The sequence below is a fragment of the Plantibacter sp. 2H11-2 genome, from assembly GCF_050031945.1.
Classification (GTDB): Bacteria; Actinomycetota; Actinomycetes; order Actinomycetales; family Microbacteriaceae; genus Plantibacter; species Plantibacter auratus.
Genome location: NZ_JBNBBL010000003.1, coordinates 1 through 21,320 on the forward strand (window position 1 = coordinate 1; position 21,320 = coordinate 21,320).

Genomic DNA, 21,320 nt, shown 5'->3' on the forward strand with positions numbered 1-21,320 from the left:
GACGGCCTTCGGGTTGTAAACCTCTTTTAGCAGGGAAGAAGCGAAAGTGACGGTACCTGCAGAAAAAGCACCGGCTAACTACGTGCCAGCAGCCGCGGTAATACGTAGGGTGCAAGCGTTGTCCGGAATTATTGGGCGTAAAGAGCTCGTAGGCGGTTTGTCGCGTCTGCTGTGAAATCCCGAGGCTCAACCTCGGGTCTGCAGTGGGTACGGGCAGACTAGAGTGCGGTAGGGGAGATTGGAATTCCTGGTGTAGCGGTGGAATGCGCAGATATCAGGAGGAACACCGATGGCGAAGGCAGATCTCTGGGCCGCTACTGACGCTGAGGAGCGAAAGGGTGGGGAGCAAACAGGCTTAGATACCCTGGTAGTCCACCCCGTAAACGTTGGGCGCTAGATGTGGGGACCATTCCACGGTTTCCGTGTCGTAGCTAACGCATTAAGCGCCCCGCCTGGGGAGTACGGCCGCAAGGCTAAAACTCAAAGGAATTGACGGGGGCCCGCACAAGCGGCGGAGCATGCGGATTAATTCGATGCAACGCGAAGAACCTTACCAAGGCTTGACATATACGAGAACGGGCCAGAAATGGTCAACTCTTTGGACACTCGTAAACAGGTGGTGCATGGTTGTCGTCAGCTCGTGTCGTGAGATGTTGGGTTAAGTCCCGCAACGAGCGCAACCCTCGTTCTATGTTGCCAGCACGTAATGGTGGGAACTCATGGGATACTGCCGGGGTCAACTCGGAGGAAGGTGGGGACGACGTCAAATCATCATGCCCCTTATGTCTTGGGCTTCACGCATGCTACAATGGCCAGTACAAAGGGCTGCAATACCGTAAGGTGGAGCGAATCCCAAAAAGCTGGTCCCAGTTCGGATTGAGGTCTGCAACTCGACCTCATGAAGTCGGAGTCGCTAGTAATCGCAGATCAGCAACGCTGCGGTGAATACGTTCCCGGGCCTTGTACACACCGCCCGTCAAGTCATGAAAGTCGGTAACACCCGAAGCCAGTGGCCTAACCGCAAGGATGGAGCTGTCTAAGGTGGGATCGGTAATTAGGACTAAGTCGTAACAAGGTAGCCGTACCGGAAGGTGCGGCTGGATCACCTCCTTTCTAAGGAGCATGTGCAGCTCTCCTCTGTATACAGGGAGATTCAAGCTGCCAAGCCAGATCGAGACACATGTTCTCGCTGGCGCTCATGGGTGGAACATTGACATTGGCATCAGATCGAATGATCGGAACTTAGTACGCTGCTTGCAGTTGGAACGGTGCCGGCCAGGAGGTGTGGTGCATGCACGCTGTTGGGTCCTGAGGGACCGGATCTTCTCCGCTTCGGTGGAGGAAGGACGAACCTCAGGGCCTCTTTTGCTTGACATCAATGGTCAAGGAGAGAGGTACCGCCCGTACTTTGAGAACTACACAGTGGACGCGAGCATCTTAGATTCATGACCCTTTTGGGTTGTGGATCACAAAGATCAAAACATGCTTCTTCGGAAGTGATGTTGATCATTGGTCAATCTGCATCAGGTAACTGGTGTCGATCGATTCAAACTCATGTGATTTCAAATTTCTAAGAGCAAACGGTGGATGCCTTGGCATCTGGAGCCGAAGAAGGACGTAGTAATCTGCGATAAGCCTCGGGGAGCTGATAAACGAGCTGTGATCCGAGGATTTCCGAATGGGGAAACCCCGCCAGGCCCCTTGTGGTGATCTGGTGACTCCCGCCTGAATATATAGGGCGGGTAGAGGGAACGGGGGGAAGTGAAACATCTCAGTACCCCCAGGAAGAGAAAACAACAGTGATTCCGTCAGTAGTGGCGAGCGAAATCGGAAGAGGCTAAACCGGGCATGTGTGATAGCTATCAGGCGTTGCATGTCCGGGGTTGTGGGACTTCTCACTCCGAACTGATATTCGGGGAGCATTAGAACGTGGTATAGACGAATGGGATTGAAAGCCCAGCCAGAGACGGTGCCAGCCCGGTAGTCGAAATGCTGCAATCGTGCGAGGAGTATCCCAAGTAGCACGGGGCCCGAGAAATCCCGTGTGAATCTGTCAGGACCACCTGATAAGCCTAAATACTCCCAGATGACCGATAGCGGACAAGTACCGTGAGGGAAAGGTGAAAAGTACCCCGGGAGGGGAGTGAAATAGTACCTGAAACCGTTTGCTTACAAACCGTTGGAGCACCCTTGTTGGTGTGACAGCGTGCCTTTTGAAGAATGAGCCTGCGAGTTAGCGATATGTGGCGAGGTTAACCCGTGTGGGGTAGCCGTAGCGAAAGCGAGTCTGAATAGGGCGATTCAGTCGCATGTCCTAGACCCGAAGCGAAGTGATCTATCCATGGCCAGGTTGAAGCGACGGTAAGACGTCGTGGAGGACCGAACCCACTTAGGTTGAAAACTGAGGGGATGAGCTGTGGATAGGGGTGAAAGGCCAATCAAACTTCGTGATAGCTGGTTCTCTCCGAAATGCATTTAGGTGCAGCGTTGCGTGTTTCTTGCCGGAGGTAGAGCTACTGGATGGCCGATGGGGCCCAAAAGCTTACTGACGTCAGCCAAACTCCGAATGCCGGTAAGTGAGAGCGCAGCAGTGAGACGGTGGGGGATAAGCTTCATCGTCGAGAGGGAAACAACCCAGACCACCAACTAAGGTCCCAAAGCGCGTGCTAAGTGGGAAAGGATGTGGAGTTGCACAGACAACCAGGAGGTTGGCTTAGAAGCAGCCACCCTTGAAAGAGTGCGTAATAGCTCACTGGTCAAGTGATTCCGCGCCGACAATGTAACGGGGCTCAAGCACGCCACCGAAGTTGTGGCATTGATATTTTTGGTAGGCCTTCGTGGTCCAGCCGTATTGATGGGTAGGAGAGCGTCGTGTGGCGAGTGAAGCGGCGGTGTAAACCAGCCGTGGACGCTACACGAGTGAGAATGCAGGCATGAGTAGCGAAAGACATGTGAGAAACATGTCCTCCGAAAGACCAAGGGTTCCAGGGTCAAGCTAATCTTCCCTGGGTAAGTCGGGACCTAAGGCGAGGCCGACAGGCGTAGTCGATGGACAACGGGTTGATATTCCCGTACCCGCGAAGAACCGCCCAAGACAATCCAGTGGTGCTAAGAGTCCTAACCCGGACGACTGATTCCCTTCGGGGATGATGGGTCCGGTCTAACGCTCGACCCCATGCTGGTGCGTTTAGCGTATTAACAGGTGTGACGCAGGAAGGTAGCCTATGCCGGGCGATGGTTGTCCCGGTGTAAGTGCGTAGGCTGAGAGATAGGCAAATCCGTCTCTCGTGAAGGCTGAGACACGATACGGACCCGTAAGGGATAGTAGGTGATCCTATGCTGCCAAGAAAAGCATCGACGCGAGGTTCTAGTGGCCCGTACCCCAAACCGACTCAGGTGGTCAGGTAGAGAATACTAAGGAGATCGAGAGAATCGTGGTTAAGGAACTCGGCAAAATGCCCCCGTAACTTCGGGAGAAGGGGGGCCTGAGGCGTATTAGGACTTGCTCCGAAAGCGTTTGAAGGCCGCAGAGACCAGTGGGAAGCGACTGTTTACTAAAAACACAGGTCCGTGCCAAGTCGCAAGACGATGTATACGGACTGACGCCTGCCCGGTGCTGGAAGGTTAAGAGGAACGGTTAGCCGCAAGGCGAAGCTGAGAATTTAAGCCCCAGTAAACGGCGGTGGTAACTATAACCATCCTAAGGTAGCGAAATTCCTTGTCGGGTAAGTTCCGACCTGCACGAATGGCGTAACGACTTCCCAGCTGTCTCAACCGCGAACTCGGCGAAATTGCATTACGAGTAAAGATGCTCGTTACGCGCAGCAGGACGGAAAGACCCCGTGACCTTTACTACAGCTTGGTATTGGTGTTCGGTGTGGCTTGTGTAGGATAGGTGGGAGACTTTGAAGCTTGGACGCTAGTTCAGGTGGAGTCATTGTTGAAATACCACTCTGGTCACTCTGGATATCTAACTTCGAACCGTAATCCGGTTCAGGGACAGTGCCTGGTGGGTAGTTTAACTGGGGCGGTTGCCTCCCAAAAAGTAACGGAGGCGCCCAAAGGTTCCCTCAACCTGGTTGGCAATCAGGTGTCGAGTGTAAGTGCACAAGGGAGCTTGACTGTGAGACTGACAAGTCGAGCAGGGACGAAAGTCGGGACTAGTGATCCGGCAGTGGCTTGTGGAAGCGCTGTCGCTCAACGGATAAAAGGTACCTCGGGGATAACAGGCTGATCTTGCCCAAGAGTCCATATCGACGGCATGGTTTGGCACCTCGATGTCGGCTCGTCGCATCCTGGGGCTGGAGTAGGTCCCAAGGGTTGGGCTGTTCGCCCATTAAAGCGGTACGCGAGCTGGGTTTAGAACGTCGTGAGACAGTTCGGTCCCTATCCGCTGCGCGCGCAGGAAATTTGAAAGGATCTGACCCTAGTACGAGAGGACCGGGTTGGACGAACCTCTGGTGTGTCAGTTGTTCCGCCAGGAGCACCGCTGATTAGCTACGTTCGGGATGGATAACCGCTGAAAGCATCTAAGCGGGAAGCCGGCCTTAAGATGAGATTTCCATGCCTTCGGGCGAGAGGCTCCCAGCCAGACTACTGGGTTGATAGGCCGGATGTGGAAGAGAGGACGAAAGACTCTCGGAGCTGACCGGTACTAATAAGCCGATAATTTGATAACACTTTCTTTGTTTGAATACGAAGATGCTACGCGTCCACTGAGTGGTTCTCGATGTACGGTCGAGAACCCGCAAACAACACCACTGTGTTCGCACAGCGTGTTGGTTTGCTTGTTCACTTTGATACATCAATAGTGTTTCGGCGGCCATAGCGAGAGGGAAACGCCCGGTCACATTCCGAACCCGGAAGCTAAGACTCTTTGCGCCGATGGTACTGCAGGGGGGACCCTGTGGGAGAGTAGGACACCGCCGGACTTCTTCGTTGAAATGGCCACCCAAGGTTCTTGGGTGGCCATTTTGCGTTAACACGCTTTGTGCGTGAAGTCGTCGTTTCACGGGTACCGTGGGACAAGAATTCAACAGTAGGTTGACGCCGGGTGACGGCGTCCGAGCACCGTGGAGATCATCGTGAGTGACCAGTCAGCAGACCAGCCCGACAAGGGTGAGCGACGTCCTCCGAGATCTTCCGGTGACAACCGTGGGAACAGTGGTGCTCCACGACGCGATGATCGCGCTCGTGGCACCGACCGCCCACAGCGGTCCGATGCGCCCAGGAGCGACCGTCCACGCACGGATCGTCCGCAGCGATCCGACCGTCCAGCACGCAGCGGTGACCGTCCGTCATCCGGAGATCGTCCGCAGCGTTCGGACCGCCTGGCTTGGCAGAAGGATCGGCCAGCGTCAGGCGATCGTCCGCAACGCGCGGACCGTCCCGCCTGGCAGCAGGATCGTCCGTCGTCGGGGGATCGTCCGCAGCGGTCCGACCGTCCCGCACGGAGCAGTGACCGTCCGTCCTCCGGCGATCGTCAGGACCGCGGAAACCGGACCGACCGTGGACACTCCTCTGAGCGTGGCGGCCGTCCCGACCGCGGGCGCGAGAGCGGTGGACGCGAGCTGTGGACGCGCGATGGCGCTCCGGCCCGCGGCGACCGCGACGCGTTCCGACGCGAGCGCGAGCTGACCGAGGAAGAGCGCATCGCGTTCGAGCTCAAGTCGATCCGGCCGCGCCACGACGACCCGGCGATCCCTGACGACGTCACGCCGCAGGACCTCGACAAGGGTGCGCGGAACGAGCTGAAGACCCTGAGCAAGGAGAACGCCGACGGCGTCGCGCAGCACTTGGCGATGGCGGCGCGACTGATCGACAGCGATCCTGCGTTGGCCCACCTCCACGCGATGTCCGCTGCCCGTCGGGCCGGCCGGATCGCGATGGTCCGCGAGACCCTCGCCATCACCGCGTACGAGACTGGCGACTACGCCCTCGCGCTTCGCGAGCTGCGGACCTATCGCCGTATCTCCGGCAAGGACGACCAGCTGCCGCTCATGGTGGACAGTGAACGCGGCGTCGGCCGTCCGGAGCGTGCCTTGGAACTCGGACGGTCCGTCGATCGCTCGACCCTCGACGTGCCGGTCCGCGTCGCCCTCGCGATCGCGATGTCGGGTGCCCGGCTCGACCTCGGGCAGACCGAGGACGCGCTGCTCGAGCTCCAGATCCCACAGCTCGACCCGAAGCGGGCCTTCTCCTACAGCCCGGCGCTGTTCAACGCGTACGCCGAGACCCTCGAGGTCCTCGGCCGTGAGGAGGAGGCGGCCGTCTGGCACGACCGGGCGATGATCGCCTCCGAGGCGCTCGAGCAGTCCGCTGCGGACGACGAGGGCGAGACGATGGTGGTCGTGGAGGAGTTCCTCGAGTTCGACGACGAACCCGAGTCGCCCACAGCTGTCGCCCCTGAATCCGACGATCAGCCCGGGGAGGAGCCGTCCGGTGAGTCCGCTGCTGACGAGAAGGCCTAAGCCCGTGACCCCGCTCGACGGCGTCGACGTGGTCCTCGCGGATCTGGACGGCGTGGTCTACGCCGGCCCGAATCCGATCCCGCACGCAGTCGAGTCGCTGAATCTGGCGGCGGAACACGTTCGCGTCGGATACATCACGAACAACGCCTCCCGGACGGACGCCTCCGTCGCGCAGCACCTGACCGACCTCGGTCTCAGTGTCGCGCCGGCAGAGGTCGTCACGAGCCCTCAGGCCGCGGTCCGGCTGCTGGCGGGCCTGGTGCCCGCCGGGTCCACGATCCTGGTCGTCGGTGGCGCCGGGCTCGTCGACGAGGTCGAGAAGGGTGGTTTCGTCGTCACCCGCTCCGCTGAGGACTCGCCGGCTGCGGTGATCCAGGGCTTCGCTCCCGAGGTCGGCTGGTCGCAGCTGGCCGAAGCGGCGTTCGCGCTGCAGACGCCGACCGCCGACGGTTCCGAGCTGCCGTGGGTCGCGACGAACACGGACTGGACCATCCCGCAGGCTCGTGGGATCGCACCGGGAAACGGCACGCTGGTGTCGGCCGTCCACACGGCGGTCGGCCGTCTGGCGACCGTCGCCGGGAAGCCGGAGGTACCGATCTTCGACGAGGCGAAGGTGCGTTTCGGCGCATCGAAGCCGCTCTTCATCGGCGACCGACTCGACACCGACATCCTCGGCGCGAACCGCGCCGGGATCGCGTCAGCTCTCGTCCTGACCGGCATCGATCGAGCCAAGCACGTGCTCGCGGCCGACCAGCACTCCCGGCCGACCTTCATCCTCGAGGACCTGCGGCAGCTGCACGAGCGGTATCCGGCCACCACCATGTCGCGCGACGGCAAGGCGGCGACGGTCGGTGCAGCCACGGTGCGGATCCGTGGGAACGACGTCGTGGTGGAGTCGGACGGCCCGTCCCGGATCGACCTGTTGCGTGCCGCGTGCGCCGCGATCTGGGCCTCCGGCCGTGCCATCTACGGGCTCAACGTCCCGGAGCGCCTGTACGCGGAGTGATGCCCACCCCTCGGAGAGGCGCGGTTCACCACGGGTGTTCGCCCACAGCGGTTCCCGGGGGCGGCGACGGTGGCGGCCGGTAGGGTTGCCCTGTGACGAACGAACCGGAGCACCCGACCGACGGCCTCGTGTCCCGCGTCCACCTCATCGACGAGCAGCCGCTCGAGGAGCGGGCCGCCGCATACAGCCAGCTCGTCGACGAACTGCGGGCGACGCTCGAGGGGAGCGACTCGCCGAAGACCTCGGCGTAGCGCATGGAGAACACACCCGAACCGTCGGCCACAGCCGATTCGCCGAACGGCGCCGCGCAGCCCGCCCGCCTCGACGCCGCCCTCGCCGCGCGAGGACTCGCCCGCTCCAGGACCCATGCGGCCCAGCTCATCGCCGACGGGCTCGTCAGCGTCGACGACCGCACGATCGTCAAAGCCTCCCACCGGGTCCACCCGGATGCCCGGGTCGTCGTCGCCGGCGCCGACCACTACGTGAGTCGCGCCGCCCACAAGTTGCTCGCCGCCCTGGACGCCTTCCCGGTCGTCGTCGCCGACGCACTCGTCCTCGACGCCGGCGCCTCCACCGGCGGATTCACCCAGGTCCTGCTCGAGCGTGGAGCGCGTCGGGTGATCGCCCTCGACGTCGGGCACGACCAGCTCGTGCCGCAGCTCCGAGAAGACGAGCGGGTGCAGGTCGTGGAGGGGTGCAACGTCCGCTTCCTGACGCCGGAGCAGCTCAGCGAGCTCACCGGTCTGGACGAGCGTCCGTCGCTCGTGGTCGGCGACCTCTCGTTCATCTCCCTCACGCAGGTGCTCCCGGCACTCGTGTCGGTCGTCGCGTCACCGGCGGAACTCGTCCTGCTCGTCAAACCGCAGTTCGAGGTCGGTCGTGGTGGCGTCCGTGAGGGCGTCGTCACCGATCCCGCGCTCCGTGCCGACGCCGTCGCAGGCGTCCTGTGGGCGGCCTGGGACCTCGGGCTCGGGACGGCCGGGCTCATCCCGTCGCCGATCGTCGGCACTCACGGCAACCGCGAGTACGTGGTGTGGATATCGGCGGAGCACGGAACCAATCCGACAGAATGGATGCAGCAGATCACCTCGATGGCTGGAGCGTAACCCGATGGCACATTCCACCGATCCTGCGGTCGCGGCGCGGAACATCCTGGTCGTCGCGCACACCGGTCGCGACGACTCACGCGATGCCGCCGTGCTCGTGTCCAGGCTGCTCCTGGAGGCCGGCGTCCGCCCGGTCCTCAGCGCGCTGGAGCGGGCCGACCTCATCGCCGTCGACCCGGATCTCGACGTCGTCTCCATCCTCGACGAGGAGGTCTCCCTCGGCGACATCGAACTGGCGATCGTCCTCGGCGGCGACGGCACGATCCTGCGAGCGGCCGAGGTCACGCGAGGATCGGCGGCGCCGCTGCTCGGGGTGAACCTCGGCCACATCGGCTTCCTCGCCGAGAGCGAGCGCGACGACCTCGCCGAGACGGTCGAACGGGTCGTGCGTCGCGACTACTTCGTGGAGGAGCGCATGACGCTCTCCGTCCGGGTCAAGGTCGGCGCGGAGGTCGTCTACGAGACGTGGGCGCTCAACGAGGCCACGGTCGAGAAGGCGAGCCGGGAGCGCATGCTCGAGGTCGTGATCGAGGTCGATCAGCGTCCGCTCTCCTCCTTCGGGTGCGACGGGGTGGTCATCTCGACGCCGACCGGCTCCACCGCCTACAACTTCTCGGCCGGCGGCCCGGTCGTGTGGCCGTCGGTGGAGGCCATCACCCTCGTCCCGCTCAGCGCGCACGCCCTGTTCGCGAAGCCGCTCGTGGTCGGCCCCGAGTCGTCCCTCGCCGTCGAGGTGCTGGAACGCACCGACGGCCTCGGCGTGCTCTGGTGCGACGGCCGCCGGGCCAAGGACCTCCAGCCGGGCGCCCGGGTGGTCGTCAGACGCTCCTCGGTGCCGGTCCGCCTCGCACGCCTCCACGAGAGCACCTTCACCGATCGACTCGTCAACAAGTTCCGGCTACCGGTCACCGGTTGGCGTGGCCCCGTCGGACGCGAGGAGCCGATGACCGGCACGATCCACCTCCCGGCCTCCACGGCCACCCGACACCACAGCGATCAGGAGGGCACCGCATGATCGAGGAGATCGAGATCCGCGACCTCGGCGTGATCGCGTCCGGGACACTCCCGCTCGGTCCCGGCTTCACCGCCGTGACGGGCGAGACCGGCGCAGGCAAGACGATGGTCGTCACCGCCCTCGGGCTGCTCCTCGGACAGCGGTCGGACAGCGGCGTCGTGCGAGCGGGCCAGAAGCAGACGAGTGTCCAAGGACGCTGGTTGGTGCCGGGCGACGGCGCGGTCGCCGAGCGCGTCCGCGAGGCCGGGGGAGACCTCGATCCCGCGGGTGATGCCGCAGAGCTGCTGCTCGGTCGGATCGTGACCGCCGAGGGCCGCGGCCGCGCGATCGTCGGTGGCCGCACGGCCCCCATCGGGATCCTCTCCGAACTCGGCGAGCAGCTCGTCGTCGTGCATGGGCAGTCCGATCAGATCCGCCTGCGGGCCGCGCCGGCCCAGCGGGACGCCCTGGACCGCTTCGCCGGTGAACCGCTCCAGCGGGCTCTCGGCGACTACCAGCGGTGCTACATGGAGCTCCTGGAGCTGCGGACGGAACTCGAGACCCTGACGAACGAGCGCGACACGCGACTCCTCGAGGCCGAGCAGCTGCGCGTCGCGCTCGCCGAGATCGAGCAGGCCGACCCACAGCCCGGCGAGGACGCCGAGCTCGCCGAGCGCGCAGATCGACTGACGAACCTCGAAGAGCTCCGCCTCTCGGCGGCCGGCGCCCGAGAGCTCGTCTCGGCCGAGGCCGGCGAGGAGAGCGACGTCGTCGGACTGCTCGAAGGCGCGCGGCGGCAGCTCGACCGGGCCTCGGTGCACGATCCCGCCCTCGGCGCGATCGCCGCGAGTGTCGCCAACGCGAGCTACCTGGCTGCTGAGATCGCCGCCGAGCTCTCGAGCTACCTCGCCGGACTCGACGAGGACGGCGCTCGCGAACTCGAGGTCGTCCAGGAGCGCCGCGCGACCCTCGCGACGCTCGCCAGGAAGTACGGTCCGTCGCCCGAGGACGTCCTGCACCTGCTCGAGACGGGCAGCACCCGCCTGATGGAACTCGACGGCGACTCCGACCGCATCACCCAGCTCGAGGGCGACGTCGAACGACTGTCCGGGGAGGTCGACGCCGCCGCCGCGACGTTGAGCGCCGTCCGGGTCGAAGCCGCCGCTCGACTCGGCGCAGCCGCGAGCGCGGAACTGCGCTCGCTCGCCATGGCCGAGGCGGAGCTCGTCGTCGAGGTGTCCGATCGCGACGACCTCACGCTGCACGGCAAGGACGTGATCGCCTTCCTCCTCCGGCCGCACGCCGGTGCAGAGCCCCGACCACTCGGCAAGGGCGCCTCGGGCGGAGAGCTGTCCCGCGTGATGCTCGCCCTCGAGGTCGTCATCGCCGGTGCGGACCCCGTGCCCACCTTCGTGTTCGACGAGGTCGACGCCGGTGTCGGCGGAGCCGCGGCGATCGAGATCGGGCGTCGCCTCGCGGCCCTCGCCGAGCGCTCGCAGGTGATCGTCGTCACCCACCTCGCTCAGGTCGCGGCCTTCGCCAACAACCACCTGAGCGTGGTCAAGGGCGGCGACGGTTCGGTGACCGCGTCGAGCGTGCGCCAGCTCGTCGGCGCCGAGCGTGAGGCGGAGATGGCGCGGCTGCTCTCCGGGCTCGCAGAGTCCGACAGCGGCCTCGCCCACGCCCGCGAACTGCTCGCCCTCGCAGCCTCCTGACGACGAGAACGCCAAGGAAGCGACACATGAACCCGAACTGGATGGTAGGATAAAAGCCCGTGGTGAATACTTCTGAAGCGGGCAACCTGAACTCTCCGACCGACGGCATCGTCTCGGGCTCCAACGGCACGACCAAGCACATCTTCGTGACTGGTGGTGTCGTTTCTTCGTTGGGCAAGGGGCTCACCGCAGCCAGCCTCGGCAACCTGCTGACGGCGCGCGGGCTCCGGGTGGTCATGCAGAAGCTCGACCCCTACCTTAACGTCGACCCGGGCACGATGAACCCGTTCCAGCACGGCGAGGTCTTCGTGACCGACGACGGCGCCGAGACCGATCTCGACATCGGCCACTACGAGCGGTTCCTCGACATCGAGCTGAGCCAGGCCGCCAACGTGACGACGGGTCAGATCTACTCGACCGTCATCGCCAAGGAGCGTCGCGGCGAGTACCTCGGCGACACCGTGCAGGTGATCCCGCACATCACGGACGAGATCAAGCGCCGTATGCGCCTCCAGGCGTCCGAGACGCCCCAGCCCGACGTGATCATCACCGAGATCGGTGGCACGGTCGGCGACATCGAATCGCAGCCGTTCATCGAGTCGGCTCGCCAGATCCGCCACGAGCTCGGCCGGAACAACGTGTTCTTCGTCCACGTGTCCCTCGTGCCGTACATGGGCGCCTCCGGTGAGCAGAAGACGAAGCCGACGCAGCACTCGGTCGCGGCCCTCCGGTCCATCGGCATCCAGCCCGACGCACTCGTGCTCCGCAGCGACCGTCCGGTGACCGAGAGCAACAAGCGCAAGATCGCGCTCATGTGCGACGTCGACGAGGACGCGGTCGTCAACGCGGTCGACGTCCCGAGCATCTACGACATCCCCACCATGCTGAACGACCAGGGCCTCGACGCGTACATCGCCGACCGCCTGGGTCTCGTCACCAACGAGGTCGACTGGAGCGGCTGGGCCGACCTCCTCGAGGCCGTCCACCACCCGAAGCACGCCGTCACCATCGGCCTCGTCGGCAAGTACATCGACCTGCCCGACGCCTACCTGTCGGTGACCGAGGCGCTCAAGGCCGGCGGCTTCGCCCACGACACCAAGGTCAGCATCCGTTGGATCCCGTCCGACGACTGCGAGACCGTCGAGGGAGCGATCAAGGCGCTCGCCGACGTCGACGGCATCTGCGTCCCCGGTGGCTTCGGCATCCGCGGCATCGAAGGCAAGCTCGGCGCCCTGAAGTTCGCCCGCGAGAACGGCATCCCGGTGCTCGGCCTGTGCCTCGGACTGCAGTGCATGGTCATCGAGTACGCCAGGAACGTCGTCGGGCTCGAGGGCGCCAGCTCCTCCGAGTTCGACCCCGACACGCAGTTCCCCGTCATCGCGACGATGGCCGAGCAGGTCGAGATCATCGCGGGCGGCGACCTCGGCGGCACGATGCGCCTCGGTCTGTACGCGGCGAAGCTCGACGAGGGCTCGATCGTCGCCGAGCTGTACGGTGCGGACGAGGTGTCCGAGCGTCACCGTCACCGCTACGAGGTGAACAACGGCTACCGCCAGCAGATCGCGGACGCCGGCCTCCAGTTCTCCGGTCTGTCGCCCGACGGCACGCTCGTCGAATACGTCGAGCTGCCGCGCGAGGTGCACCCGTTCTACGTCGCGACGCAGGCGCACCCCGAGCTGCGGTCGCGCCCGAACCACGCGCACCCGCTGTTCGCCGGCCTCGTCGGTGCTTCGCTCGAGCGCCAGCAGGCGAGCCGCCTGTTCGACGTCGCCAATGGTTGAGTCGATCGGCGACGCCGCGTCGTTGCGCGACGAGCCGCACCCCGTCGAGGTGGTGTCCTCCGAGCGCGCGTTCGCGGGCAAGGTGTGGGACATCCGCAGAGAGACGTTCCGCTACGGCGACGGCGAGGTCGTGCGCGAGTTCGTCGATCACACCGGTGCGGTCGCGGTCTTGGCGCTCGACGCCGACGAGCGCGTCCTGCTCATCCAGCAGTACCGTCACCCGATCGGCGAGCGCGACTGGGAGCTGCCCGCCGGCCTCCTCGACATCGCGGGGGAGGACCCGGCCGTGGCCGCGGGTCGCGAGCTGGAGGAGGAGGCCGACCTCGTCGCCGGTTCGCTCCAGCTGCTGACCGAGTTCTACACGACGCCCGGTGGCAGCAACGAGTCGATCCGCATCTACCTCGCGCGTGACCTCACCGCGACCGCCGAGGCCTTCGCCCGCGCTGAGGAGGAGGCGGACATCCTCGTGGAGTGGGTGCCCCTCGACGACGCCGTGGCCGCGGTGCTCGACGGCCGGCTCCACAACTCGATCCTGATGCTCGGCGTCCTCACGGCCGCTGCGGCTCGCGATCGCGGGTGGTCGACGCTGCGCGACAGCGGCCACTCCACGATCGGGCCGGGCGGAGCCTGAGGCGTGGCGCTCGATCGCGCGGTCGCCGACTACCTGCGGCACATCGCGATCGAGCGCGGCCTGTCAGCCAACACGCAGGCCGCCTACCGGCGGGATCTCGAGGGCTACCTCGCCTGGCTCGGCGCGCACGGTGTCGTCGAGGCACCGGCCGTCACCGCTGCGCACGTGTCGGAGTACACGGCGTCGCTCCGGACACCGGAGGGTCAGCCGGTGCGCGCGTCCTCGCTCGCCAGGGTGCTGTCGTCCATCCGCGGTCTTCACCGCTTCCTGCTCGACGAACAGCTCGTCGAGGTCGACGTCGCGCGCGAGGTACGCCCGCCGAAGCTCCCGGGGCGACTCCCGAAGGCGATCACGATCGACCAGGTGCGGGCACTGCTCGAGACGACCGACGGCGACGACCTGCTGGCCGTCCGCGACAAGGCGCTCCTCGAACTGCTCTACGCGACAGGAGCCCGCGTCTCCGAGGCCGTCGGTCTCAACGTGGACGACGTCATCGACACCGACATCGTGCGGCTCCTCGGCAAGGGCGGCAAGCAGCGGATCGTGCCGCTCGGCAGCTTCGCCCGTGACGCCGTCGACCGCTACCTGGTGCGCGTCCGGCCGGTCTTCTCCGGCCTCGGCCGGTCCACGCCGGCGCTCTTCCTCGGGCAGCGCGGTGCGCGGCTGTCCCGCCAGAGCGCGTGGCTCGTCCTCCAACGCGCCGCCGAGCGCGCAGGACTCGAATCGCACGTCTCGCCGCACACCCTCCGACACTCCTTCGCGACGCACCTCCTGCAGGGCGGAGCCGACGTCCGCGTCGTGCAGGAACTCCTCGGTCACTCCTCGGTGGCGACGACCCAGCTGTACACGCTGGTGACGGTCGACAACCTCCGCGACGTGTACACGCAGTCCCATCCCCGGGCCAGATGGACCACGGGCGGAGCGGCACCGCAGGCCTGACCCGTGGCCCGGTAGACTCGTCACTCGAACGACAGCAAGCGGGAGCGAGGCAACACCGGTGGCCGGTACGAAGCACACGAGCGCAGTGCAAGATTCTGCGCGCAAGACCGCCGCCGAACTGAACCCGAACGGCCCGACCGGCCGCCCGCGTCGTGAGTTCGCGGTGCCGCCCACACTGGCGCAACACGGTCCGGCACGCATCATCTCGCTCTGCAACCAGAAGGGTGGCGTCGGCAAGACGACGACCACCATCAGTCTGTCCGCCGCGCTCGCCGAATACGGCCGCCGGGTGCTCGTCGTCGACTTCGACCCTCAGGGTGCGCTGTCCGCCGGTCTCGGCATCTCCACGCACGACTCCAACACCGTCTACGACCTGCTGCTCGGCACCGTGAAGGACCCGGCCGAAGTCATCCAGCACACCGCCATCGAGGGTCTCGACGTGCTCCCGGCCAACATCGACCTCTCGGCCGCCGAGGTCCACCTCGTCAACGAGGTCGCGCGCGAGACGATCCTGGCCCGAGTGCTCCGCAAGGTGTCCGACGACTACGACGTCATCCTGATCGACTGCCAGCCCTCGCTCGGCCTGCTCACGGTCAACGCCCTCACCGCCAGCCACGGGGTGCTCATCCCGCTCGAGTGCGAGTTCTTCGCGCTCCGCGGGGTCGCGCTGCTCATCGAGACCATCGACAAGGTGCGCGACCGCCTCAACCCGGCGATCGAGCTCGATGGCATCCTCGCCACCATGTACGACTCCCGGACCCTGCACTCGCGAGAGGTCCTCGAGCGCGTCGTCGACGCCTTCGGCGAGAAGGTCCTCGAGACGGTCATCGGCCGGACCGTGAAGTTCCCCGACGCGAGCGTCGCCGGAACCCCGATCACCGAGTTCGCACCGGAGCACGCCGCCGCGAAGGCCTACCGTCAGCTCGCGAGAGAGCTCATCTCCCGTGGCGCGATCGCCTGATCCCGCGCGGACGCCCGTGGCCGTCCTCCCTCCGGCCGGCGACACCGGCTCGCGCTCCGCTGAGGCGACGACCGTCGACCCAACACCGGCACCGTCGTTCCGGGTGTCGTTCGAGGGCTTCGAAGGGCCCTTCGACCTCCTGCTGACCCTCATCGGCAAGCACGAACTCGACATCACCGAGGTCTCGCTCAGCCGCGTGACCGACGAGTTCATCGCCTACCTGCGCACGCTCGAGGCCGACGACGAACTCGACCAGGCGAGCGAGTTCCTCGTCGTCGCGGCCACCCTGCTCGACCTCAAGATCGCGGGGCTGCTGCCGCAGGGTGAGCTCGTCGACGCGGAGGACGTCGCCCTGCTGGAGGCGCGTGACCTGCTGTTCGCGCGCCTGCTGCAGTACCGCGCGTTCAAGCAGGCGTCGGCGTGGTTCGCGGAGCGCCTCGACCTGGAGGCGGCGCGCCACTTCCGGGCGGTCCGGCTGGAGGAGCAGTACCGTCAGCAGACCCCGGAACTCGTCTGGACGCTGACCGCGCAGGACTTCGGCGCCCTCGCGACGCTCGCGTTCACGCCGCGCGAGGTGCCGACCGTCGGTCTCGACCACCTGCACGCACCGCTCGTGAGCATCCGGGAGCAGGCGGCGCACGTCGTCGCCATCCTGCGCCGCGGCGGGTCCCACACCTTCCGCGAGCTCATCGCCGGCGCGGAGTTGAAGGGTGTGGTCATCGCGCGCTTCATCGCCGTGCTCGAACTGTACCGACACGCGGCGCTGTCCTTCGAGCAGATCGAACCGCTCGGCGAGCTCACGCTGCGCTGGACGGCCGAGACCTGGAACGACGACAGCCTCGCCAACCTGGGAGCCGATTACGATGCCTGACGCGACACCCGAGTCGATCGAGCGGCCGACGGACGCCGCTCAGGGCCTGCCGGCCGAGCCCGCGCCGGTGCCCGCACCGGACGTCCCGCGTGCGCTCGAGGCGATCCTCATGGTCGCCGACGAACCGCAGAGCCTCGTGAACCTCGCCGCCGCCGTGCACGTCCCGGTCGGCGCCGTCCGACGGGCCATCGCCGAACTCGTCGCCGACTACGACGGCGAACGCGGTGGCGTCCGACGCGGGTTCGAGCTCCGCGAGGTCGGCGGCGGCTGGCGGATCTACGTCCGAGCCGACTACGACGCGCTCGTCACCGACTACGTCGTGACCCAGAACCCGACGAAGTTGTCGCAGGCGGCGCTCGAGACACTGGCCGTGATCGCCTACAAGCAGCCGATCAGCCGCGGCGCGATCGCCTCGATCCGCGCCGTCAACGTCGACTCCGTCGTCCGCACCCTCCTCGGTCGCGGACTCATCACGGAGATGTTCACCGACAGTGAGACGGGTGCCATCAACTACGGCACCACCGATCTCCTGCTCACCCAACTTGGTATCAACGCCATCGAGGAGCTGCCGCGGATCTCGCCGTTGCTCGACGATGGCCGGGAAGGATTCGACAGTGACCAGCACTGAATCAGAAGGCATCCGCTTGCAGAAGGTGCTGGCGAACGCCGGCGTCGCCTCGAGGCGCGTGTCTGAGCAACTCATCGAGGACGGCCGTGTGGAGGTGAACGGCGTCGTCGTCACCGAGCTCGGCTCGCGGATCGACCCGGAGCACGACCTCGTGTCCGTCGACGGCAGCGCCATCCAGCTCGACGCCTCGAAGCGCTACCTCATGCTCAACAAGCCGGTGGGCATCTACAGCTCGCTGAAGGACGACCGCGGTCGCCCCGACCTGCGCCGCTTCACCGAGCAGTACGAGGAACGACTCTTCAACGTGGGCCGCCTCGATGCCGAGACGAGCGGTCTGCTCATCCTCACCAACGACGGCGACCTCGCCCACGTGCTCGCGCACCCGTCGTTCGGTGTGCAGAAGACGTACATCGCGAAGGTCACCGGCAAGGTGACCGCGCAGGTCCTCGCGAAGCTGACCGCGGGCATCGAACTCGAGGACGGACCGATCTCCGCCGACAAGGCCCGCCTGCTCGGCACCGAGGACGGGTTCAGCCTCGTGGAGCTCACGCTGCACTCCGGTCGGAACCGCATCGTCCGTCGCATGCTCGACGCCGTCGGCCACCCGGTCGTCGACCTCGTGCGCCGTCAGTTCGGCCCCCTGCACCTCGGGACCCTCGGATCCGGCCAGCTGCGCGAGCTGAGCAAGGACGAACTCGGCGCCATCCTGACCATCGCCCGCGCCCACGGTCCTGAAGCCCGCGCGGCCGACGGTACGGCAGCGGAGGCGTCGGAGCCGACGGCATGAGCGACCTGAGTTCCGCGCCCGCGCGCGTGCAGGGGTCGGTCCGCATCGTCGGAGCCGGCCTCCTCGGCGCGAGTATTGGACTCGCGCTGCGCGCTAAGGGCGTCGACATCATCCTCGACGACGCGTCGCCCAGCCAGTTGCGCCTCGCCATCGACTACGGCGCGGGTCGTGCGGCGGAACCCGACGACGACCCGTCCGTCGTCGTCATCTGCGTCCCACCGGACGTCACCGCCCGCGTCATCGAGGCCGAACTCGCCGCGTTCCCGCGCGCCGTCGTGACCGACGTCGCGAGCGTGAAGCTCGAACCGTACCGGGCACTGCTCGAGCGCGGTGTCGACCTCACCCGGTACATCGGTTCCCACCCGCTCGCCGGCCGTGAGCGCGGGGGAGCGATCTCCGCGAGAGCCGACCTCTTCCTCGGCCGCCCCTGGGTGATCTGCCGCGACGCCGAGACACCCGCCTGGGCGCTGTCGCAGGTGGAGGGCCTCGCGCTCGACCTCGGAACCATCCCGATGGAGATGACGCCGGACGAACACGACCGCTTCGTCGCGCTCGTCTCGCACACGCCGCAACTCGTCGCGAGCCTCCTGGCCGCCCAGCTGCAGGACGCCGAGGAGGGCGCCATCCAGCTCGCCGGACAGGGCCTGCGCGACACCGTCCGCATCGCCTCGAGCGCACCGGAGCTCTGGGTCCAGATCCTCAGCGCCAACCACGCCGAGGTCCTCCCGGTGCTGGAGCAGCTGTCCACCGACCTCGCGTCGGTCATCTCGGCACTCCGGGACCCGGAGGTGCCGGGCGCTCGCCGCACGATCGCGGACACGATCGCCGCCGGCAACACCGGCGTTGCACGGCTCCCCGGCAAGCACGGCCAGAACCGCCGGTTCGCGAGCATCGTCGTCCTCCTCGACGACCGCCCCGGCCAGCTGGGCGCCCTGTTCACGGAGCTCGGCGAGATCGGCGTCAATATCGAGGACCTGCGTCTGGAGCACTCGCCCGGCGCGAACATCGGTCTCGCGGAGGTCCAGGTCCTCCCCGAGGTGAAGCAGCGCACCGTCGACGACCTCGAGTCGCGCGGCTGGCGCATCGCGGAAGTATAGGAAGAGACATGACCGAACAGCACCCCACCAGTACCGACGCGTCGACGACGCCGGACGCACCCGTCGTGGTCGCGATCGACGGACCGGCCGGCAGCGGCAAGTCCAGCGTGAGCAAGGCCGTCGCCCGCCGGCTCGGCTACCGCTACCTGGACACGGGCGCCTGGTACCGCGCGCTCGCGCTCCACACGCTCGATGCGGACGTCGACCCCGAGGACTCGGCGGCGGTGATCAGCTCGCTCGACGCGTTCGGTGGCGCCTTCACCGTCTCCCTCGACCCGGACGTGACGGCGTTCACGCTCGGGGATCGCGACGTCACGGACGAGATCCGCGGCCCCCGCGTGACGGCCGTCGTGTCGGCCGTCGCCCGTGTCCCGGAGGTGCGGGCGTGGATCAACGAGACCTTCCGATCCCTCATCGCCGACGTCGACCGCCCGGGCATCGTCGTCGAGGGACGCGACATCACCACGGTGGTCGCACCGGACGCTCAGGCTCGGATCCTGCTCACGGCATCCGAAGCGGCTAGAATGGCCAGGCGTTCAGCGGAATTCGAGAGCCACCCTGCCGGCGACGTCGCGGAACAACTGCAGCGGCGTGATCGGGCGGACTCCAGGGTCGTCGACTTCATGAACGCGGCGGACGGAGTGACCACGGTCGACTCCACGCACATCGACTTCGACGAGACGGTCGACGCGGTCGTCCGCGTCACCGAATCCCTCACAGCAAGGAACTCCCATGGCTCACGATGACGAGCAGTTCGACGGAGGCCCCGACGACCTCGCGGACCGCCTCCAGGACATGGACGAGGAGCTCGCGACCCAGCGGGCCGCGTCCCTCCGCTCCGGCCTGGCCGACTACGACCTCGAAGGCGACGACCTCGACATCCTCGACGGCGCGACGGAGGACCCGGACGAGATCCGCTTCCTGCCGGCGCTGCCCGTCGTGGCGATCGTCGGTCGCCCGAACGTGGGCAAGTCCGCGCTGGTGAACCGCATCCTCGGCCGTCGTGAAGCCGTCGTGGAGGACACCCCCGGTGTCACCCGCGACCGCGTCAACTACAAGGCCGAGTGGAACGACCGTCGCTTCACGGTCGTCGACACCGGTGGCTGGGAGCCCGACGCCAAGGGGATCGACGCGTCCGTCGCGGCCCAGGCCGAGATCGCCATCGACCTCTCCGACGTCGTGATCTTCGTGGTCGACGCCATGGTCGGCGCCACGGCGACCGACGAGCAGGTCGTCAAGCTGCTCCGCAAGACCGGACGCCCCGTCTTCCTCGTCGCCAACAAGGTCGACGACGCCCGTCAGGAGCCGGAGGCCGCAGCGCTCTGGAACCTCGGCCTCGGCGAGCCTCACCCGGTCTCCGCGATCCACGGTCGTGGTGTCGCCGACCTCCTCGACAAGATCCTCAAGGTCCTCCCGCAGGTCTCGGCCGTCGCGAAGGACGAGTTCGGCGGACCCCGCCGCGTCGCGATCCTCGGGCGCCCGAACGTCGGCAAGTCGAGCCTGCTCAACAAGACCGCAGGCGAGGAGCGCGTCGTCGTCAACGACCTCGCCGGGACCACCCGCGACCCGGTCGACGAGCAGATCGAGCTCGGCGGCAAGATCTGGCGCTTCGTCGACACCGCCGGTATCCGTCGTCGCGTGCACCTGTCGCAGGGTGCCGACTTCTACGCGTCGCTCCGCACGAGCACGGCGCTCGAGAAGGCCGAGGTGGCCGTCGTCCTCATCGACGTCACCGAGGTGATCAGCGAGCAGGACGTGCGCATCATCGACCTCGTCCTCGAGAGCGGTCGCGCCCTCGTGCTCGCCTTCAACAAGTGGGACCAGCTCGACGACGAACGCCGGAAGTACTTGGAGCGCGAGATCGAGCAGGACCTCTCGCACGTGTCGTGGGCGCCGCGCGTCAACATCTCCGCGCGGACGGGCCGTCACCTGGAGCGCCTCGTCCCGGCCCTCGAGGTCGCACTCGAGTCGTGGGACATGCGTATCCCCACCGGCAAGTTCAACGCCTTCCTCGCTGAGCTCACGGCGGCGCACCCGCACCCGCTGCGTGGTGGCAAGCAGCCCCGCATCCTGTTCGGCACGCAGGCTGCGAGCCGCCCGCCGACCTTCGTGCTCTTCACGACCGGCTTCCTCGACCCTGGTTACCGTCGCTACGTGATCCGTCGCCTGCGCGAGATCTGGGGCTTCGAGGGCACGCCGATCAACGTCAACATGCGCGTCCGCGAGAAGCGTCAGCGCTGACCCGCGGCGTCCGTCTGCCGGACGGCGACGACAAAGGCCCGGGACCACTCCATGGAGTGGTCCCGGGCCTTCGTCGTACTGGTCGATGTGTGA

Annotated in this window: 17 protein-coding genes and 3 rRNA genes; 19 read left to right on the top strand and 1 reads right to left on the bottom strand. The window is 66.2% G+C overall.

The features are described from left to right. The 3 genes from ACQG07_RS07730 to rrf form a co-directional block, all read left to right on the top strand. Positions 1-1,113 (top strand): 16S ribosomal RNA (locus ACQG07_RS07730); the annotation flags it as partial. A gap of 447 nt (positions 1,114-1,560) precedes the next feature. Then, positions 1,561-4,678 (top strand): 23S ribosomal RNA (locus tag ACQG07_RS07735). A gap of 136 nt (positions 4,679-4,814) precedes the next feature. Further along, a 5S ribosomal RNA gene (gene rrf, locus ACQG07_RS07740) occupies positions 4,815-4,931 on the top strand. Between the two features lie 426 nt (positions 4,932-5,357). On the opposite strand, the gene ACQG07_RS07745 is transcribed toward rrf, so the two are convergent. After that, positions 5,358-5,795, bottom strand: a complete 438-nt coding sequence (locus tag ACQG07_RS07745) for a hypothetical protein (protein ID WP_426737960.1) — start codon at positions 5,793-5,795, stop codon at positions 5,358-5,360. Between the two features lie 6 nt (positions 5,796-5,801). Between ACQG07_RS07745 and ACQG07_RS07750 the strand changes: the two genes are divergently transcribed. From ACQG07_RS07750 to der, 16 genes are all read left to right on the top strand, one after another. After that, positions 5,802-6,470, top strand: coding sequence for a hypothetical protein (locus tag ACQG07_RS07750; RefSeq protein ID WP_426737961.1), 669 nt, complete (start codon positions 5,802-5,804; stop codon positions 6,468-6,470). Positions 6,471-6,474: 4 nt separating this feature from the next. Further along, positions 6,475-7,476, top strand: a complete 1,002-nt coding sequence (locus tag ACQG07_RS07755; RefSeq protein ID WP_426737962.1) for an HAD-IIA family hydrolase — start codon at positions 6,475-6,477, stop codon at positions 7,474-7,476. Positions 7,477-7,568: 92 nt separating this feature from the next. Next, positions 7,569-7,727, top strand: coding sequence for a hypothetical protein (locus ACQG07_RS07760; RefSeq protein ID WP_162852287.1), 159 nt, complete (start codon positions 7,569-7,571; stop codon positions 7,725-7,727). A gap of 3 nt (positions 7,728-7,730) precedes the next feature. Further along, positions 7,731-8,582, top strand: a complete 852-nt coding sequence (locus ACQG07_RS07765; protein WP_426737963.1) for a TlyA family RNA methyltransferase — start codon at positions 7,731-7,733, stop codon at positions 8,580-8,582. Between the two features lie 4 nt (positions 8,583-8,586). Beyond that, positions 8,587-9,597 carry an NAD kinase gene (locus ACQG07_RS07770; protein ID WP_079706105.1) on the top strand — a complete coding sequence of 337 codons (1,011 nt, stop codon included), beginning with the start codon at positions 8,587-8,589 and terminating at the stop codon, positions 9,595-9,597. Next, positions 9,594-11,291 carry a DNA repair protein RecN gene (recN, locus tag ACQG07_RS07775; protein WP_426737964.1) on the top strand — a complete coding sequence of 566 codons (1,698 nt, stop codon included), beginning with the start codon at positions 9,594-9,596 and terminating at the stop codon, positions 11,289-11,291. Before ACQG07_RS07770 ends, recN begins: the two co-directional genes overlap by 4 nt. An 86-nt stretch (positions 11,292-11,377) precedes the next feature. Further along, positions 11,378-13,072: a CTP synthase gene (locus tag ACQG07_RS07780; RefSeq protein ID WP_199862395.1), complete on the top strand. Its 1,695-nt coding sequence runs from the start codon at positions 11,378-11,380 to the stop codon at positions 13,070-13,072. Then, complete coding sequence (locus ACQG07_RS07785) at positions 13,065-13,703, top strand: NUDIX domain-containing protein (protein ID WP_139382460.1); 639 nt, start codon at positions 13,065-13,067, stop codon at positions 13,701-13,703. The genes ACQG07_RS07780 and ACQG07_RS07785 overlap by 8 nt, the downstream gene beginning before the upstream one ends. Positions 13,704-13,706: 3 nt before the next feature. Further along, positions 13,707-14,642, top strand: coding sequence for a site-specific tyrosine recombinase XerD (gene xerD, locus ACQG07_RS07790; protein ID WP_086475418.1), 936 nt, complete (start codon positions 13,707-13,709; stop codon positions 14,640-14,642). Between the two features lie 85 nt (positions 14,643-14,727). Further along, entirely contained in the window at positions 14,728-15,603 is an 876-nt protein-coding gene (locus ACQG07_RS07795) for a ParA family protein (RefSeq protein WP_071260744.1), read from the top strand. Between the two features lie 16 nt (positions 15,604-15,619). Then, on the top strand, positions 15,620-16,474 hold the full coding sequence (locus tag ACQG07_RS07800; RefSeq protein WP_191941182.1) for a segregation and condensation protein A: 855 nt from the start codon (positions 15,620-15,622) through the stop codon (positions 16,472-16,474). Then, a complete protein-coding gene (gene scpB, locus ACQG07_RS07805; RefSeq protein ID WP_137241546.1) occupies positions 16,467-17,102 on the top strand; it encodes an SMC-Scp complex subunit ScpB in 636 nt (211 codons plus the stop codon). Before ACQG07_RS07800 ends, scpB begins: the two co-directional genes overlap by 8 nt. Next, positions 17,068-17,889, top strand: a complete 822-nt coding sequence (locus tag ACQG07_RS07810; protein ID WP_086475416.1) for a pseudouridine synthase — start codon at positions 17,068-17,070, stop codon at positions 17,887-17,889. The genes scpB and ACQG07_RS07810 overlap by 35 nt, the downstream gene beginning before the upstream one ends. Next, positions 17,886-18,986 (top strand): prephenate dehydrogenase, encoded by a 1,101-nt coding sequence (locus tag ACQG07_RS07815; protein WP_274500037.1) that lies wholly within the window; start codon positions 17,886-17,888, stop codon positions 18,984-18,986. Before ACQG07_RS07810 ends, ACQG07_RS07815 begins: the two co-directional genes overlap by 4 nt. An 8-nt stretch (positions 18,987-18,994) precedes the next feature. After that, a complete protein-coding gene (gene cmk / locus ACQG07_RS07820) occupies positions 18,995-19,732 on the top strand; it encodes a (d)CMP kinase (protein ID WP_274500036.1) in 738 nt (245 codons plus the stop codon). Continuing rightward, a complete protein-coding gene (der, locus tag ACQG07_RS07825; RefSeq protein ID WP_085514417.1) occupies positions 19,719-21,227 on the top strand; it encodes a ribosome biogenesis GTPase Der in 1,509 nt (502 codons plus the stop codon). The genes cmk and der overlap by 14 nt, the downstream gene beginning before the upstream one ends. The last annotated feature ends 93 nt before the right edge of the window (positions 21,228-21,320 follow it).

Excerpts from the sequence above, each read along its gene's own strand:
- ACQG07_RS07750 (WP_426737961.1), top strand. The coding sequence starts at position 5,802 with ATGGCGGCGCGACTGATCGACAGCGATCCTGCGTTGGCCCACCTCCAC.
- ACQG07_RS07765 (WP_426737963.1), top strand. The coding sequence starts at position 7,731 with ATGGAGAACACACCCGAACCGTCGGCCACAGCCGATTCGCCGAACGGC.
- ACQG07_RS07770 (WP_079706105.1), top strand. The coding sequence starts at position 8,587 with ATGGCACATTCCACCGATCCTGCGGTCGCGGCGCGGAACATCCTGGTC.
- recN (WP_426737964.1), top strand. The coding sequence starts at position 9,594 with ATGATCGAGGAGATCGAGATCCGCGACCTCGGCGTGATCGCGTCCGGG.
- ACQG07_RS07785 (WP_139382460.1), top strand. The coding sequence starts at position 13,065 with ATGGTTGAGTCGATCGGCGACGCCGCGTCGTTGCGCGACGAGCCGCAC.
- scpB (WP_137241546.1), top strand. The coding sequence starts at position 16,467 with ATGCCTGACGCGACACCCGAGTCGATCGAGCGGCCGACGGACGCCGCT.
- ACQG07_RS07810 (WP_086475416.1), top strand. The coding sequence starts at position 17,068 with ATGGCCGGGAAGGATTCGACAGTGACCAGCACTGAATCAGAAGGCATC.
- ACQG07_RS07815 (WP_274500037.1), top strand. The coding sequence starts at position 17,886 with ATGAGCGACCTGAGTTCCGCGCCCGCGCGCGTGCAGGGGTCGGTCCGC.
- cmk (WP_274500036.1), top strand. The coding sequence starts at position 18,995 with ATGACCGAACAGCACCCCACCAGTACCGACGCGTCGACGACGCCGGAC.
- der (WP_085514417.1), top strand. The coding sequence starts at position 19,719 with ATGGCTCACGATGACGAGCAGTTCGACGGAGGCCCCGACGACCTCGCG.